Here is a 17183-nt window from a genome sequence, read left to right on the forward strand (position 1 = left end):
AAGTCCGGACTGCCGGCCAGCGAAGCGGCCATCGTGGTGGACATCGTCCGCGAACTGCGTGAGCAGAGCGTCAACCATCATCGCCCGACCCTGCGCGCCTGTATCGCCATCGCGACCGTCCTGCAGAATTGCAAGATCAGTGCGCGCGCCGACAACCTGTTCTTCCGCGATATCTGCCGCGACATCCTCGACATGGATGTCGCCAAGGTCCGCCGCGACGGTAGTTCGCTGAATGAATCGCCGGTCGATGAGGTGGTCGCGCGGATCAGCGGCAGAGCACGGCGCCCCAAGGCGGTTGAGCCGAAGCCGGTATAGCCTGAGTCCCTCGAGTCAACAGAGGATCTAAAAAATGCCCAAATTCAGCCAACCGGCACGCACCGTTCGCGACATCAAGACTCTGGCGGGCAAAGCGGACGACCTGCATACACCGCATAAGATGTATATGCGGCTGTTCGCCCTGGAAACCGAGCGCCATCGCCGCCAGCAAGAGCGTGAAAGCGCCATGCTGCGCGTCACGAATATCGATGCGCGTTGTCTTGAGATCGATCAGGAGAAAGAGCAGTTGCTGCAACTCCTGGGTGTCGAGACCATCCCTCTGGTGCCGCCGTCAGCCGCCGGAAGCCCGGCGACCAAGGGGTCGATGAGGACTCCGGCGGGCGACCCGCGGCGTCGGGGGCGCCTCACCACGCAATCCACACCGGTCGAGACCAGCGTCTCCGACGCCGTGAAGATCCGCTATTGAGCAAGCGACATTCCAGAGTCCGAAATGAATAACGTTCACTGTATGTTTTGCGGTCATGCCATTGATCTGGGCGATGCCTATAATGATTACGAGGGTCCACTGCGCTGTTCGGTGTGCAAGAGCCTGATGACGGTCCGCGTCGAACAAGGTCATCTGCGTTCCATGGCCGCCAGCCCTCAGGCCGGAGCGGCACCGAAGGTGCAACGGTCCCAAGCCCATAACACGTGAAGCCCAATTGCAGCCCGATTGAGCCCCCCTTTGCATAAGGCCAGCGCGGCAACCGGCCGCGATCCGAGCCAGAGGTCCAGCGATGCCACAGCCAAACAAAGAAGTTGAAAAGGAGACCGCGGGGGTCGGGCGGTACATTTACGCGATCGTCCCCGATCAGGGTCAACACGACTTGGGGAATATCGGACTTGATGAAGGCTTGGTCTATACCATCGGCAATGGACGGGTGGCCGCTGTGGTCAGTGACCTGGCCAGCGGACGCATCCGCCCGCAGCGGCGCAATCTCGCCGCCCACCAGGAAGTTTTGAAACAACTCCTGCGCGACGTCACCCCCCTGCCCGCCGCCTTCGGCCTGTTGGCCGATGACGACGCGGCGATCGCCCGCATCCTCAAGGACAACCAGGATGCCTTTTTAGGCCAACTCGAGCGGGTGAGTGACGGCGTGGAGATGGGTCTGCGGATGACCTGGGACGTGCCCAATATCTTCGAGTACTTCGTCGGCGCCCATCCGGAATTGCAGGAATTACGCGACGACTTCTTCCGCGATGGCGGTAACCTGACGCAGGACCAGATGATCACCCTGGGACGGAGTTTCGAGCGCCTGCTCGAACAGGACCGCGAGGACTTCACCGATCAGGTTGAAGCCATCATGCGGACCTGTTCCCGTGAGATCAAGCGCAACAAGTGCCGGACCGAGAAGGAGGTCATGAACCTCGCCTGCCTGGTGAAGCGCGGCGATCAGGAGCGGTTCGAACAGGCGGTGCTGCAAGCGGCGCGCCCCTTCGACAACAACTTCGCGTTCGACTTCAATGGACCCTGGGCACCCCACAATTTCGTTGAGATGGATATCAAGCTGTAACCGGCACGACGCTGTCGCGATAACAATCGAGTCGGCGCGGACCTGCCGTCGGCTGCACGCATTGGAGGTGTCTCGTGTTGCTGGTTGATGACATATTGGGCGCGCCAATCAAGGGGATTCTTTGGGTATTCAAAGAAATCCACAAGGCGGCCAGCGAGGCGCAACGGGAGCGCCGCGATCAGATCATGGCCGAACTGAGCGCCCTCTACGTGTCACTGGAGCAAGGCGACATCACGGAAGAGGTTTTCGACGATCGCGAGCAGGCCCTGCTGGACGAACTCGACGCCCTGGACGCGCGCACGGAGGCTGGGGATGAAGACGAAGATGATGACGACGACGATGACGATGACAACGATTCGGAGTCCGGATCGACCGTCGTTGTGGCCGACGCCTACCCCGGTGTGCGCAACGCCCTGATCGAGACCCCGATCGCTGCGGAGCCTGCGAGCCCCGGCCCATCCACCATTCCGACCAAGAAGAACGTCTCGTCATGATGCTCGCGATCGGCGACACCCCGAACGACTCTGAAGCCCACCAGGAGCTGCAGCGTGTCTCGCTGTGCGAGGCGCTGGATCGCATCCTGAACAAGGGCGCGGTGATTTCCGGGGAGTTGACCATCGCGGTGGCCAATGTAGACCTGCTGTATCTCAGCCTGCAACTGGTCCTCACCTCCGTGGAAACCGCGCGGCGGGAACACCTCCATGTCTAGCGCCGCCGACACCGCCGAAGTCACCAACCAACCCCTTCCCTCGCCGGATCCCGCGGGCGTCGATGCACCCTTACGCCAGGCGAGTCTGCTCGCGGAACTGCTCGAATCAAAGGTCGCCGGCACCAGCCGCCGGATCGACATCGATGCCGAGCGCGTACAGCGGGGTCTGGGCCAACTGGTGCTGACCCTGGTGAAGCTGTTGCACGTCCTGCTGGAACGTCAGGCGATCCGCCGCATGGACGGCGGCGATCTCGGCGACGACGATATCGAACAATTGGGTCTGACACTGATGCGTCAGGCTGATGAAATCGACCGCCTGCGCCGCATCCTCGGCCTCGAGGAAGAGGATCTGAACCTCGACCTGGGACCGCTCGGCAAGCTTTTCTAAGGCCGCTATCATGTCCCTGCAACGCGCCAGCCTCACGCATTCAACCAACAGCACCAGCGTCGCCGACCTGCTGGAGCGGGTGCTCGACAAGGGTATCGTCATTGCCGGCGACATCCGGATCAAACTCGTCGACATCGAACTGCTCACCATCCAGTTGCGCCTGGTGATTTGCTCGGTGGACAAAGCCCGCGAAATGGGCATCGACTGGTGGTCCGATAACGCCATGTTCAAGGGTCTGTCCAAGCAGGAGCCCGCACTGGCCTTAACAGCCCCGCCGACCGCTGCCGCAACAGCCTCCATCGAAGACCGTTTGGCCCGGATCGAGTCCCTGCTGATCAAGCAGGGACCCGCCGAGGGAGCCGCGCAGCCTTAAGGACAAGCCGCCATGTCAGACCAGACCCATCCCCTTCCGGAGACCGGTCACACTGGTCTCGCGGTGCCGCGCACCCTGATCTATTGCCCGGTCATCCACAGTGTCGTCGACCTGGGGGCCTTGGGCAAACCCGTTCAGTCCGCCACCCGCACCGCCTTGGGTGCGGAGGCCTGGCGGCGGCGGGTCCATACGGTCGATCAGATGTGGACCGAGATCGAACGGCTGATCGACGCCATGCACCTGCATCCCGAACGGACCCGACTCTATCAGGACGGCTTGCCGATCTGCGAGCACGAACTCGATATTGTCAAGGAGATGACGTACAAAGGCAGCCGTAACCATCGGATACTGCTGCGCCTGCATACCAAAGGGGCAACGATCATGGGGACCGAGTCAGCCCCATTGCTGCTCCAGGAATACAACCTGGCCAAACGCCTCCTGGCCCCCGAACAGATGGAAGAACTCGACGGGGACGGCCGCGACGCGTTGCAGATGCACGCGCGCATGCTGCTCAAGGCACGTGACCGCTTCATTGCCGAGCGCATCAACGCAACCCTGGCCGCGGGCGAGGTCGGCATCCTGTTCCTCGGGATGCTCCATGACGTCACCCCTTGGCTCGATCCGGACATCCAGGTCGCCTACCCTTTGGGTACCCCGGTAGGGGCCGACGGGGTCGGCGCACCGGCCGAAGGCGACACCGATCCCTGACGGGGCCACGGGGAGTCCCCGCTATCCACCGCCGCGGGATAGCACCAGGGCGCAATGTACCAGGGTGGCGCACCGCAGCTCACAACGAGGTAACGAAAGATGATCAACCGTAAACGTCAGGCAGGATCGGTCGAGGGCCTTTTCGGCGGACTCGCCAATTTGGTCGAAAAACTCGGGGACTTGGCCGAAAAGGGCGAACAACTCAAACGCGAGGGCAACTTCGACGTCCAGAGCGAGGGCAAGAACTTCAAGGGCGTCTACGGGTTTACCGTGCGTACCGGCATCGGCGGTGACCGCGACGAGGTCAAGGTGGAGCCCTTCGGCAACATCAAGCGCGACAAAAAGACCGGCCATGCCGTGGTGCAAGAGGTTCGGGAGCCGGTGATCGACATCTTTGACGAGCCGGAGCAGATCGTCCTCGTGGCCGAAATGCCCGGCGTCGCGGTCGAGGAGGTCCAGGCCGAAGTCGCCGATGACATCCTGACCCTGCGCGCCGGCAAGGGAGAGCGCTCCTACTACAAGGAGATCATGCTTCCGGCCCCGTGCAATAGCGGTGTCTTGAGCATTACCTGCAACAACGGCGTGGTCGAAATCAAGTGCGCCAAGACTCCGCCGACCGCAGACAAGGAGTAGGGCCATGAGCGAGACGGTCGATTTGAGATTGAAGGTCACCGAGGCCCTGAGCAAAGACGTGGGCCGCGCCTTTGCCCGGATGGACCCGGCGGACATGGCCCGCCTCGGCGTGGCCATCGGCGACATCGTCGAGGTGGAGGGCAAGCGCACGGCGGTCTGCAAGGTGCTGCCCGCGTTCAAGGACATTCGCGGCCAGGGTCGCGTGCAGTTGGACGGCATCAGCCGCGACAATGCCGGCGCCGGGCTTGACGAGTTCGTCGTCCTGCGGGTGACGGAACACGCCCCGGCGGACCGTATCACCCTCGCGCCGACCACCGTCACCCCCACCGAGCGGGACCTGCCTTATATCGGCAGCCTGCTCGATGGACTGCCCGTCCGCGAGGGAGATCGCGTCCGCGTCACCCTGTTCGGCAGCCGTGCGACCGACTTCCGGGTGGCGGGCACCAGCCCGCGCGGCACCGTCATCATCAACCCGACCACGCAGTTGGTCATCAGCGGACCTAAAGGCCAGAAGGCCGCGGCCGCGGCATCGGTCCCCAACCCGGTCTCCTACGAGGATATCGGCGGCCTCAAGCCCCAACTCCAGCGCATCCGCGAGATGATCGAATTGCCGCTGCGCTATCCGGAGCTCTTCGACCGGCTCGGGATTGATGCGCCCAAGGGCGTCTTGATGAAGGGCCCGCCGGGCTGCGGCAAGACGCTGATCGCCCGCACCATCGCCGCCGAAGCGGAGGCCAACTTCTTCTCGGTGAGCGGCCCCGAAATCATCCACAAGTTCTACGGCGAGAGCGAGGCGCATCTGCGCAAGATCTTCCAGGAGGCCGGGGCCAAGGGGCCCAGCATCATCTTCCTGGATGAGATCGATGCCATCGCCCCGAAGCGCGAGGGGACGCTGGGCGAGGTCGAGAAGCGGGTGGTGGCCCAGTTGCTCGCCCTGATGGACGGGCTCAACCGCCGCGCCAACGTCATCGTCATCGCCGCCACCAACATGCCGGATCTGATCGATCCGGCGCTGCGTCGACCCGGACGCTTCGATCGCGAGATCGAGATCCCGATCCCGGACCGTAACGGCCGGCTGGAGATCCTCGAGATCCACAGCCGCGGTATGCCGCTCAAGGCCGACGTCGACATGCGCCACCTGGCCGATGTCACGCACGGCTTCGTCGGTGCGGACTTGCAGGGCCTGTGCCGTGAGGCGGCCATGATCTGTCTGCGGCGCGTCATGCCGGAGTTGGATCTCAGCCTGCAGACGATTCCTTACGAACGCCTGGTCACACTCGAAATCTGCGGCGACGATTTCATCGAGGCCCTGCACGACGTGGAGCCGTCCGCGGTCCGCGAGGTCTTCGTCGAAATCCCGGACGTGAGCTGGGACGACGTCGGCGGTCTGCATCAGACCAAGGAACTCCTGAAAGAAGCCGTCGCCTGGCCGCTCAAATACCCGCACCTGTTCGAACAGGCCGGCGTGCGCCCGCCCAAGGGCATCCTGCTCGACGGCCCGCCCGGCTGCGGCAAGACCATGCTCGCCAAGGCCGTGGCCAATGAGACCCAGGTCAACGTCATCTCGATCAAGGGCCCGGCCCTGATGTCCAAGTATGTCGGCGAGTCCGAACGCGCCGTGCGTGAGATGTTCCACAAGGCCCGGCAGGCCGCTCCCTGCATCATGTTCTTCGACGAGATCGACGCCCTGGTGTCGGCCCGCGGCGGCGGCGGCGACAACCCGGTCGGCGAGCGCGTCCTGAGCCAGTTCCTGGCCGAGATGGACGGCATCGAAGATCTGCGCGGGGTCCTGGTCCTGGGGGCCACCAACCGGGTGGACATCCTCGACCCGGCGATCCTCCGACCCGGACGCTTTGACGAGATCATCCGCATCCCGGTCCCGGACGATGAAGGACGCCAGGAAATCTTCAACGTTCATCTGCGCGGCAAGCCCGTCACCCCCGGCATCGATATCGATACCCTGGTGCGCGACAGTGCCGGCTTCAGCGGTGCGGAAGTCGCCGCCGTCTGCAACCGCGCCGCCCTGGCCGCGGTGCGGCGCGCGGTGGCAAGCAATCCCGACGCGCCGGACCCGGAAGCAGTCAAGGTCCTGATCGAGATGGCCGACCTGACGGCCGCGCTCGACTCGGTCAGAACCCGTTAGGGGGGAAAGGCCTCAAACCCGAGGCAGTCGTACGGCGCGGTCCCGGTGAATGGGGCCGCGCCGTTTTTTTGTTTGGTGATCGCCTCAGTTTGACCTAGTCGGCACCCAGGCCGTCGCTGGCGGTGGGCTGGGAATCCGCGGCGGGCGCATGAGCGGCAGCTCCTTGACCATGAAGAAGCCGATCATCAGAAAGGGCGGCGAGTGAAAGGCCAGAAAGCGCCAGATGGAACCCGGCGCCAGATCCATGAACATGATCAGCGGTCCCGCGGCCACCAGACCCACGACCACCAGAATCCCGGTCAACCGCCGCGTCACACAGATCCAGCGTGCCACCGGAAAACGTTGGTGGAAACGCGCCGGCGGCTCGGCCAGGGTGAGCGCCAGATGGTCCACGGTCTGCACCAGTTTCTGTTCGAGCGCGGGCGTGCGCTTGGGTTCGCTCGCCGGCAGGCGCAGCAGTGATCGCCAGCCGTTCTTGATGGGCCGCAGCGGCCTCCAGCTCCAGCCCAGGACCGCCAGCAAATCATCGGGCGGCGCAAACACCTGCTCGGGTTTCGCCGTCAGATGGACTTCCGCCGGACCGCGGGTCCCGATCCCGGCGTCCAGGGTCAGCTCGATGTTGCCCAAATCGGCCTTCGCCTCATTCAGGACCAGATTGTCTTGCCCCGGCACGCCCCGGACGCTGCTCGGGTTGTAGATCAACCGGTAGCTGCGGGCGATGGTGACGCCACGGCATACCTGGAAATGGACCTGCGTGGCGATGCGGTCCAACCGCTCGACCAGGTTTGCGGGGTCCGACCCCTCGATGCGCAAGGTCGCGGTTTCACCCGACGGGATGTGCATGTTCCGGACGAGTCGGTACAGATCGGAGCGCGGGTTCTCCAGGACCAGCGTCTCAGTCAACGTGGGTCCGAAGAGTGTCTTGGGCGGATACTCACGCGGCTTGAAAACCAGGCGCCGCTCCGGGCGGTCGCTGGCCGCCAGATCCAGTTGCCGGCCGCTGCGGCTGAAGGGTTCGACCAGGGTCAGAATCTCGTGATGCGTCAGTGGATTATCAGACATAGCAGCAAACGGAACCAGTGCTGTACGCCCCGGCGGCGGCAACTGGCCGCGCTCGGTGCGAAAGGTAGACGTGGATTCTTCCGCACATGAACGCACCTGAACGCAAATTAAAGAGTCGTCGTCGATTTGCGTCTAGCTGGTTCCAGCGTTAAAGGATGGCCTCGTAGACCCGCGGCACCCGGCTGGTCACGCCGGTGAACAGTTGGTAGGAAATGGTGTCGGCGGCGGCGGCGACCGCGTTGGCGCTGACGCGGGCGCCCCAGAGTTCCACCGAATCCCCGACGCGGGCCTGCGGCACCTCAGTCAGGTCCACCGTGAGCATATCCATGGAAACCCGGCCGATGAGCCGGGTCAGGTGTCCGTTGACGGCCGCCGGGGTACCGTCGCGCGCGTGGCGGGGATAGCCGTCCGCATACCCAGCCGCGACCACACCCACCCGGGTCGGTCGCGCGCAGACGAAGCGCCCGCCATACCCGATCGGCTCGCCGGGGGCCAGGTCGCGCACGGCGATCAGGGCCGATTCCAGGGTCATGACCGGGCGCAGCCGGGCCGCCGATGGATGTCCATCGCCCAGCGGGGTGGCGCCATAGAGCATGATGCCGGGGCGCACCCAGTCGCCAACCGCGTCCGGCCAGGCCAGCAGACCGGCCGAACTGGCCAGGCTGCGCTGGACCTTGAGACCGCCGCAGACCGCGCCGAACAGGGCCAGTTGACGGCTGGTATAGGGCTGATCCGGCTCGTCGGCACGGGCCAGGTGGGTCATCAGCACCACCTCGCCCACCTGGGGCAGTGCGGTCAGCGCCCGATACGCCGGCACCAGAGCCTCCGGTGTCAGACCCAGACGATGCATCCCGGAATCCAGCTTGAGCCAACAGTTCAGCGGCCGGGCCGGACGGGCCGCCCGCACCCACTCCAGTTGTTCCCGGCAGTGAACCACCATCGACAGGCCAAGTTGATCGACCAGCCGGATCTCGTCCGGGGCGAAGACCCCCTCCAGGAGCAGAATGGGATCGCTGATCCCGGACTCCCGCAGTTCGGCGGCCTCCTCCACGCAGGCGACCCCGAAGGCGTCGGCCTGCCCGACCAGCGCACGGGCGACCGGGACCACGCCGTGACCATAGGCGTTCGCCTTGACCACGGCGACGACACGTGCCGTTCCGGCCAGCGCCTTGGCATGGCGCAGATTATGGCGCAGCGCATCCAGATCGATACGGGCGCGGGTGGGTCGACTCATTGCAGACTCCGCATCGAGTACCTCGCTTCAACTGAAGTTGCGGCGTCATTCCGGCAGGATGCCGGAATCCGGTGCATGGATGGTACCGCGCAGCAAGCACGGACCTGCAAGATATAGCGTTCGCACCTGATATCCAGACAGAGCTTCGTGTAGGGGCGGGTTTGAAACCCGCCCCTACGTCCGGTTATCACGTCCGAAGGCGATAAGATGGAACGCCCTAAAGGGTCCCCGCCGGCATGGCATCCGCCGGCGTCAGGTCATACCCCAGGGCGGCGGCCACCGCGGCATGGGTCACGCGTCCCGCACAACAGTTGAGCCCGGCACGCAGGTGCGGGTCCTCGGTCAAGGCGAGGCGCCAGCCCTTGGCCGCCAAGGCCAGGACATAGGGCAGGGTCGCGTTGTTCAGTGCCATGGCCGAGGTGCGCGGCACCGCCCCCGGCATGTTGGCGACGCAATAGTGCAGGATGCCGTCGACGCTGTAGAGCGGCTGGGCATGGGTCGTGGGGCGGGAGGTCTCGAAACAGCCGCCCTGATCGATGGCCACATCCACCAGCACCGCACCGGGGCGCATGGTCGCTAGTTGGGCGCGGGTCACCAACCGGGGCGCGGCAGCGCCCGGCACCAGCACGGCGCCGATCACCAGATCGGCACCCGTCAGTTCGGCGGCCAGGGCCGCGCGGTTGGAATACAGCACCCGCGCACCGACGCCGAAATGCGTGGCGAGCCGCTCCAGAACGGCCGGGTTACGGTCCAGGATGGTCACATCCGCCTGCATGCCGACCGCCATCTGGGCGGCATTGAAACCCACCACCCCGCCGCCCAGGATCAGCACCCGCGCCGGCGCCACGCCCGGCACCCCGCCCAACAGCAGTCCGCGCCCGCCCTGACCCGCCTGGAGCGCCCAGGCCCCGGCCTGGACGGCGAGCCGCCCGGCCACCTGGCTCATCGGCTTGAGCAGCGGCAGACCGCCCTGAGCGTCGGTGACAGTCTCATAAGCGATGCACACGGCACCGGACGCCAACAGATCGCGCGCCTGATCCGGATCGGGCGCCAGGTGCAGATAGGTGAAGAGCACCTGATCCGGACGCAGCCGCGCCCGCTCCGCCGCCTGCGGTTCCTTCACCTTGACGATCAGTTCCGCAGCGGCGAAGACCGCCGCCGCGTCCGGTGCGATCCGCGCGCCCGCCGCCTGATACGCCGCATCGTCCGCCCCAATGCCCGCCCCGGCCTGCGTCTCCACCAGCACCGCGTGGCCCTGATGGACCAACTCGGCCACCGACTCGGGGGTCAGGCCGACGCGATACTCCTGGGGTTTGATCTCTCGGGGTACGCCGATCAGCATCTTTGTTACCCTTGCCGCACCAGCGGTGACAGCTCCACCGTGGTCTGATCGTCCCTCACCCAGCAATGGCCGCCCTCGATGGTGCAGGTCAGATCCATACTCCGCGCGACCAATGCCGTCAGCGCATCGACCTCGTCGGCATTTTCGAGGTCCAGCACCCGCAGGTTCTGCAGCCGTGCCAGCGCCTCGCTGTTCTGCTGCCACCACAGGGCGGCCGTCCGGCCCCCATAGCTGATCACCACCACCTGGCGGGCGCGCCCGCACACCTGGCGCAGGCGCCGCGCATCGGGCAGGCCGACCTCGACCCAGAGTTCCAGCTCACCGCTGAGACTGTGCTGCCAGAGATCCGGCTCCTCGTCCGTACTCAACCCCTTGGCGAAGGTCAGCAGCGGATCGGCGAGCAAACAGAAGGCGAGCAGCCGGACCATCATCCGCTCGTCGGTCTCCGAAGGGTGGCGCGCCAGCGTGAGCGCGTGCGACCCGTAATAGTGACGGTCCATGTCGCTGATCTGTACCTGGGCCTTGAACACGGTCGCCTTGAGGGCCATGGGTCTGTCCTGAATGTTGAAGCGGGTTGGACCGCTATCTTAACCCCGAGCGGACCGGCAGGTGGTTGCGGACGGTGGCCGCCCGCGGCAAACAAGTATCCGCATAGAATCCGTGAAGGTCGGCGCCTGGTCGTCACGTCGGAGGTCTGCTCCGGGTTCATCCGTCGCGTCGTAGGCCTTGATCGGAGTTCCGGCCATAAGAAAACCGGAGATCGAGGGTTTACCGTGAAAGTGCGTAGTCAGGCCATCCTGGCCTGGCTCGGAGCTGGAACAGTCAGGGCTGGAAGCCCTGACTACGCACGCGCGAGGCCCGGGCCGGGCTGACGCCAACCCCGGCCCGAGCGACTGCTGCCTAGCCCCGCTGCGGCTCGAAGCGGTCGGCCGTCATCACCTTAGTCCAGGCGGCGACAAAGTCGCGGACAAACTCCTCACCACCATCCGCGGACGCATAGACCTCGGCGATGGCACGCAACTCGGCGTTCGATCCAAAGATCAGGTCCACCGGCGTCGCCGTCCATTTCAGCGCGCCCGTCGCCCGGTCTCGTCCCTCATAGAGACCGGCAGCGTCCGCCGCCGGCGACCACTGGGTGTTCATATCGAGCAGGTTGACGAAGAAGTCATTGGTCAGCGGGCCGGGGCGATTGGTGAACACGCCATGCTTCGAGCCACGGCTGTTGGCACCCAAGGCGCGCATCCCGCCAACCAGTGCCGTCATCTCCGGAACGGTCAACCCCAGCAGGTCGGCACGGTCCACCAGCATCGCGGTCGGCGACCGGCTGTTACCGTCCGCAAAATAGTTGCGGAAGCCATCGGCCGTCGGCTCCAGGACGGCAAAGGACTCGACATCGGTCTGTTCCTGGGTGGCATCCGTGCGCCCGGGCCGGAAGGGGACGGCAACCTTATAGCCGGCATCCCTGGCCGCCTGCTCGATGGCCGCGGCACCGCCGAGGACGATCAGATCGGCCAGCGAGACCTGCTTGCCGTCGGCGGCGCCGTCGTTGAAGGTCGTCCGGATGCCCTCCAGGGTCTGCAACGCCTTCGCCAGGCTTGCCGGATCATTGACCGGCCAGTCTTTCTGCGGCGCGAGGCGAATGCGCCCGCCATTGGCACCGCCGCGCTTGTCGCTCGTGCGGAAGGTGGATGCCGACGCCCAGGCGGTACGTACCAATTCACCTGTCGTGAGACCGGAAGCCAGGATGCGCTTTTTGAGCGTCGCGATGTCGCTGTCGTCGATCAGCGGATGGTCGACCGCAGGCACCGGATCCTGCCAGAGCAGCACTGCCTCGGGCACCTCGGCGCCGAGATACAGGGCGCGCGGCCCCATGTCGCGATGCGTCAGCTTGAACCAGGCCTTCGCAAAGGCGAGTTCAAACTCCTCCGGCTGCTCCAGGAAGCGCTTGGCGATCGCCCGATAGGTTGGATCGAACTTCAGCGCCAAGTCCGTCGTGAACATCATCGGCGCATGGCTGACGCCCTTCACATGGGCGTCGGGGACCGTGCCCTCACCCGCTCCATCCTTTGGCTTCCACTGAATGGCGCCGGCCGGGCTGCGAGTCTGCTCCCAGTCGAAGTTGAAAAGGTTGCTCAGATACAGCATGGTCCAGCGCGTCGGCGCGCCGGTCCACGCGCCTTCCAGGCCGCTGCCGATGGTGTCCTCGGCGTTGCCCTTGCCGCACCGGTTGGCCCAGCCCAATCCTTGTTGCTGGATCGGCGCAGCGGCGGGCTCGGCGCCCACGCACTCCGCCGGCTTGCCGGCCCCGTGGGTCTTGCCAAAGGTGTGTCCACCGGCGATCAGGGCGACGGTTTCCTCGTCATTCATCGCCATACGGCCGAATGCCACGCGGATATGCTCAGCGGCCGCGAGCGGATCGGGATTGCCGCCAGGGCCTTCCGGATTCACGTAAATCAAGCCCATCTGCGTGGCGGCGAGCGGATTCTCCAGGGTGCCTTTGGCGTCGGTGCGCGCATGCCCGAGCATGTCCGCCTCCGGACCCCAGTAAACCAGGTCGGGCTCCCAGTCGTCCGCCCGACCGCCGGCGAAGCCGACGGTCTTGAAGCCCATGTCCTCCATCGCGACGGTGCCGGCGAGCACCATGAGATCGGCCCACGAGATGTTGCGGCCGTATTTCTGCTTGATTGGCCAGAGCAGGCGCCGCGCCTTGTCGAGATTGACGTTGTCGGGCCAACTGTTGAGCGGGTCGAAACGCTGCTGACCACCGCCGGCGCCGCCGCGCCCGTCAGCCACGCGGTAGGTGCCGGCACTGTGCCAGGCCATGCGGATGAACAGGGGGCCATAGTGGCCGAAATCGGCGGGCCACCAGTCCTGGGACTTGGTCATCATCGCCCTGAGGTCCTGCTTGACGGCCGCGAGGTCAAGGCTCGCGAAGGCCTTCGCATAATCGAAGTCCGTGCCATAGGGATTGGACGCCGGAGCCTGGTCGCGCAGGGGCTGCAGATCGAGCTGGTCAGGCCACCAGAAACTGTTGGGCCGCGCTTGGCCAACCGCCATCGCCGAATCTGCGGCCGCGGTGGTGGTCAGCAGGGCCGTGAGGACGGCCGCCGGGATCGCCTTCATGAGCATGGGAATCTTCTCCTCGTCTTACGTGGGTTCGACTGTGGTGAGCAACACCGCTGATCTGACTTTCCTTGTCTTCGCGCTGTGGTCTGGAGCGGGCGTCGTCGCTAAAACCCAGGCCGGCGCTGCTTTGGCGGGGTGTTGCGCGAGTTAAAGGTAGGCCACCGAATTGCTGCGCGCAAACTGGCAGTATCGGTTGTCGCGATTGGTGTCGACGATAGCAGGCACTGGCCACTTAAACGCGGTCGCGGGCATTCAGATGTCCGGTGACTTAGAGCGCGCGCGAACATCGTATTCGGAGTTGATCCGGCAGAATACTCGGTCGTCGGCGGCGGTGCCGCACCGGAGCCCGACAGGCTGCTCGTAAAGCATGGTCCGGCAAGCGCCTTACGCTGTACCATTGCAACAAACAATATCCATGGGTTGCCTCTCTCCATGGCAAAGGGACCAATGAAGACACTCGCCAAAGCCTGTACACCCCGCGAAAGCATCTTCGACAAGACGCGCCGCGACACCGTCCTCGACCTCTCCGACCTGGTCCAGGACCGGATCGACGCGGCGGCCTTTTTCAGCGAGAACCACACCACCGAGGGCATGCGGATCCTGCTGACCGAGGGTTTCCGGCGGCTGGAAGGCAAGACGACCCAGGGTGTCTTCAAACTGACTCAGGCCATGGGCGGCGGCAAGACCCATAGCCTGGTGGCCTTTGGTCTGCTTGCCAAACACCCAGAGCACCGCGTCCCGGTCATGGACGGCTTCTACACCCCGGGGGACATGGGGCCGGTGCGCGTCGTTGCCTTCTCCGGCCGCGAGAGCGATACCCCGCTGGGCATCTGGGGCGCCATCGCCACCCAACTCGGCAAGAAGGGGCAGTTTGCGGATTACTACACACCGCTGTCCGCCCCCGGCCAGACCGCCTGGATCAACCTGCTCAAGGGCGACCCGCTCCTGATCCTGTTGGACGAGCTGCCCCCTTACTTCGAGTACGCTAAATCCAAGACCATCGGCAACTCCGACCTCTCGGTGGTCACCGCCACCGCGCTGTCCAACCTGTTGGTCGCCATCGGCAAGGACGAGTTGTCCAACGTCTGTCTCGTCATCACCGACCTGACGGCGACCTACGCGGGCGGCAGCCAGCAGATCATCCAGGCCTTGGGCGATCTGGACAAAGAGACCGGCCGTTCGGCGATGAGCCTGGAGCCGGTGCGCATGAACACGGACGAGTTCTACCAGATCCTGCGCCGGCGCCTCTTCGCGGAACTGCCGTCCAGAGAGGCCATCGCCGATGTGGCCCAAGGCTATGCCAAGTCCGTCCGCGACGCCCGCCAGATGGATGTCACCAACGCCTCGCCCGAGCAGTTCGCCGCGCGGGTGACCGAGTCCTACCCCTTCCACCCGGCGATCCGCGACCTCTACGCCCGCTTCAAGGAAAATCCCGGCTTCCAGCAGACCCGTGGCCTGATCCGGCTCATGCGCATCGTCGCCTCCCGTCTGTGGGAGAACGGCGCGGCGGACCGGGCCTACCTGATCAGCGCCCACGACATCGACCTCAACGACCGCGAAACCCTGTCCGAGATCAACCAGATCAACAGCAGTCTGGAAAACGCGGTGTCGTACGACATCGCCTCCGGCGGTCAGTCGGTCGCCGAGGTTCTGGACACCAACCTGAGCGGCAGCGATGCCCAAGACGTGATGAAGCTCCTGCTGGTCGCGTCCTTGAGCAATGTGGCGGGCGGAACCAAGGGGCTCACCCTGCCGGAGATCATCGCCAACCTCTGCGCCCCCGGCCGCGACATCTCCAAACTCAAGAACGAGGTGCTCAACCGCCTCGTCACCACCGCCTGGTACTTGCACGCGGGGCGCGACGGACGCCTCTTCGTCAAGAACGTCCAGAATCTGGTTGCCCGGCTGCGCACCACCGCCGAGAGCTACCTGCACGACCAATCGTTGAAGGAACTGCGCGAACGCCTCACCGAGTTGTTCAAACCCGAGACCGGGTACTGTTACCAGAAGGTCCAAGCCCTGCCCGCGGTGGATGAGATCGACGTGACCCAGGATCGGACCGTACTCGTCATCGCCAATCCCCACCCCGGCGGGCTCAACCCGGATCTGACGACGCTCTACGACAACATCGATTTCAAGAACCGTATCTGCTTCCTGACCGGCCAGCGCAGCTTCGACTCGCTGCTCAACGCTGCCAAGGAGTTGAAGGCGATCCGCCACATCATCGACGAGTTGAAGTCCGAGGGCACCCCGGACAACGACCCCCAACTCGTTCAGGCCCGCGACCTGCTCGACCGCATCCAGAACCAGTTCGGCAGCGCGCTGCGCGAGACCTTCGCCACCCTCTACTACCCGAGCGCCCAGCGCCTCATGTCCGCGGACTTCCCCATGGAGTTCACCGCCAATAAGTACGACGGCGAAGACCAGATCGTCCGCACCCTCAAGGGCAAGATGAAATACACGGAGGACGTGACCGGCGACACCTTCGTCAAGAAAGTCGAAGCGCGTCTCTTTACCCAAAAAGTCATGCTCTGGAGCGAGATCAAACGCCGCGCGGCCACCAGCCCCGCCTGGCAATGGCACCGGCCCGACGCGCTGGACAAGCTCAAGGCCGACGCGCTGCACCGGGAGGTCTGGCGCGAGGACGGCGGCTATGTCGAGAAAGGCCCGTTCCCCCAGCCCGTCACCCAGGTCAAGATCCAAGAATTGTCCCGCGACGACGACACCGGCTGCGTGAAGCTGCGCGCCACGCCGGTCAACGGCGACACCGTCTATGTGGAGATCGGTGCACCGGCCACCGCCGCATCGCAAAAGCTATCGGGGCGCGACTACGAGACCGACGAGTTGATCGTCTCCTTCCTGGCCGCCGACTCCACCGGCAAACACGAGACCGGCGAGCCAGTCACCTGGAACAACCGCATCACCATCAAGAGCCGGGTCTACGGCAGCAGCGAGGACAAGCGAGTGGAGTTGCGCACTGCGCCGCCCGCCCCCACGCGCTATACCACGGATGGATCGGATCCCAAGGTGGCTGGCGGTGTCTATGACGACCCCTTCGCGGTCCCCGGCGGCAGCCGGTTCGTGCTCGCCGTCGCGGAGGACAAGGGCATCGTCTCCGATACCCATAAGGTTTCGGTCGACTGGGGAGCGGGGCCGGACCCGGCCATCGAGAAGCCCATCGACCCAAGCCAACCCGCCACCTGGCGCCCCTTGAGTCGCCCCGAGAAGATCTTCCATTTCAGCACGACCCCTAGCGCGTATGGATTCATCGAGCGACTGAAAAAGCACGGGGGCAAGGCGGCGGCCCAACGGATTGCAGTGCTCGACGGTCAATGGGCGGAATTGACGCTCGCCGACGAAATGCTGCTCGACACCGACCAGATCCATGCCGCCGTGGAGCACCTGCGCTCCCTGGTCAGCGAGGGCGAGGTGAGCATCGAAGCCTCCGCCCTCTGGTTCCCCACCGGCCAACAGCTTTTGGACTATGTTCACGACATCGCCGTCGAGCTGCCCCGTGGCGAGGTCGAGCAAGCATAATGTGCGCGTCCGCATCAAGCGAGAGCGAATGACTCACACAAAGGCACGGGAGAAAAGAATGACTCACACAAAGGCACAAAGAACACTAAGAAGAGAAAA

Annotated in this window: 17 protein-coding genes; 12 read left to right on the plus strand and 5 right to left on the minus strand. The window is 64.8% G+C overall.

Annotated features, from left to right (window positions below):
* The 11 genes from A39O_RS35220 to A39O_RS0125900 form a co-directional block, all read left to right on the plus strand.
* Window positions 1–315, plus strand: a 315-nt coding sequence (locus tag A39O_RS35220; protein ID WP_040528794.1) for a hypothetical protein, incomplete at its 5' end; no start/stop codon positions are given.
* A 34-nt stretch (window positions 316–349) separates the two neighbouring features.
* Entirely contained in the window at window positions 350–742 is a 393-nt protein-coding gene (locus A39O_RS0125855; protein ID WP_020507558.1) for a hypothetical protein, read from the plus strand.
* A gap of 24 nt (window positions 743–766) precedes the next feature.
* Window positions 767–970 (plus strand): hypothetical protein, encoded by a 204-nt coding sequence (locus A39O_RS35225; RefSeq protein WP_040528796.1) that lies wholly within the window; start codon window positions 767–769, stop codon window positions 968–970.
* Window positions 971–1052: 82 nt separating this feature from the next.
* Window positions 1053–1829 (plus strand): GvpL/GvpF family gas vesicle protein, encoded by a 777-nt coding sequence (locus A39O_RS0125865; RefSeq protein ID WP_020507560.1) that lies wholly within the window; start codon window positions 1053–1055, stop codon window positions 1827–1829.
* A 74-nt stretch (window positions 1830–1903) separates the two neighbouring features.
* The gene (locus A39O_RS37140) at window positions 1904–2323 is read left to right on the plus strand and encodes a gas vesicle protein GvpG (RefSeq protein ID WP_020507561.1); all 420 of its coding nucleotides are present in this window, start codon (window positions 1904–1906) and stop codon (window positions 2321–2323) included.
* Window positions 2320–2538, plus strand: coding sequence for a gas vesicle protein (locus A39O_RS0125875; protein ID WP_020507562.1), 219 nt, complete (start codon window positions 2320–2322; stop codon window positions 2536–2538). Before A39O_RS37140 ends, A39O_RS0125875 begins: the two co-directional genes overlap by 4 nt.
* Window positions 2531–2926: a gas vesicle protein K gene (locus tag A39O_RS35235; RefSeq protein WP_020507563.1), complete on the plus strand. Its 396-nt coding sequence runs from the start codon at window positions 2531–2533 to the stop codon at window positions 2924–2926. The genes A39O_RS0125875 and A39O_RS35235 overlap by 8 nt, the downstream gene beginning before the upstream one ends.
* A gap of 10 nt (window positions 2927–2936) precedes the next feature.
* A complete protein-coding gene (locus A39O_RS0125885) occupies window positions 2937–3299 on the plus strand; it encodes a gas vesicle protein (RefSeq protein ID WP_020507564.1) in 363 nt (120 codons plus the stop codon).
* Between the two features lie 12 nt (window positions 3300–3311).
* A complete protein-coding gene (locus A39O_RS35240) occupies window positions 3312–4007 on the plus strand; it encodes a hypothetical protein (RefSeq protein WP_020507565.1) in 696 nt (231 codons plus the stop codon).
* A gap of 99 nt (window positions 4008–4106) precedes the next feature.
* Window positions 4107–4640 carry an Hsp20/alpha crystallin family protein gene (locus A39O_RS0125895; protein ID WP_020507566.1) on the plus strand — a complete coding sequence of 178 codons (534 nt, stop codon included), beginning with the start codon at window positions 4107–4109 and terminating at the stop codon, window positions 4638–4640.
* A gap of 4 nt (window positions 4641–4644) precedes the next feature.
* Entirely contained in the window at window positions 4645–6783 is a 2139-nt protein-coding gene (locus tag A39O_RS0125900; RefSeq protein ID WP_020507567.1) for a CDC48 family AAA ATPase, read from the plus strand.
* A gap of 84 nt (window positions 6784–6867) precedes the next feature.
* Here A39O_RS0125900 and A39O_RS35245 read toward each other — a convergent pair whose 3' ends face one another.
* The 5 genes from A39O_RS35245 to katG all read right to left on the minus strand — a co-directional run bounded on the left by A39O_RS35245 (window position 6868) and on the right by katG (window position 13550).
* On the minus strand, window positions 6868–7845 hold the full coding sequence (locus A39O_RS35245; RefSeq protein ID WP_020507568.1) for a hypothetical protein: 978 nt from the start codon (window positions 7843–7845) through the stop codon (window positions 6868–6870).
* Between the two features lie 148 nt (window positions 7846–7993).
* Window positions 7994–9079, minus strand: a complete 1086-nt coding sequence (alr, locus tag A39O_RS0125910; protein WP_020507569.1) for an alanine racemase — start codon at window positions 9077–9079, stop codon at window positions 7994–7996.
* A 217-nt stretch (window positions 9080–9296) separates the two neighbouring features.
* Window positions 9297–10421, minus strand: coding sequence for an alanine dehydrogenase (gene ald, locus A39O_RS0125915; RefSeq protein ID WP_020507570.1), 1125 nt, complete (start codon window positions 10419–10421; stop codon window positions 9297–9299).
* Between the two features lie 5 nt (window positions 10422–10426).
* A complete protein-coding gene (locus A39O_RS0125920) occupies window positions 10427–10969 on the minus strand; it encodes a YaeQ family protein (protein WP_020507571.1) in 543 nt (180 codons plus the stop codon).
* A gap of 352 nt (window positions 10970–11321) precedes the next feature.
* A complete protein-coding gene (gene katG / locus A39O_RS0125925; RefSeq protein WP_020507572.1) occupies window positions 11322–13550 on the minus strand; it encodes a catalase/peroxidase HPI in 2229 nt (742 codons plus the stop codon).
* Window positions 13551–13979: 429 nt separating this feature from the next.
* Between katG and A39O_RS0125930 the strand changes: the two genes are divergently transcribed.
* The gene (locus A39O_RS0125930) at window positions 13980–17084 is read left to right on the plus strand and encodes a DUF499 domain-containing protein (protein ID WP_211211735.1); all 3105 of its coding nucleotides are present in this window, start codon (window positions 13980–13982) and stop codon (window positions 17082–17084) included.
* Window positions 17085–17183 lie beyond the last annotated feature (99 nt).

Source organism: Lamprocystis purpurea DSM 4197, assembly GCF_000379525.1.
GTDB lineage: Bacteria > Pseudomonadota > Gammaproteobacteria > Chromatiales > Chromatiaceae > Thiodictyon > Thiodictyon purpureum.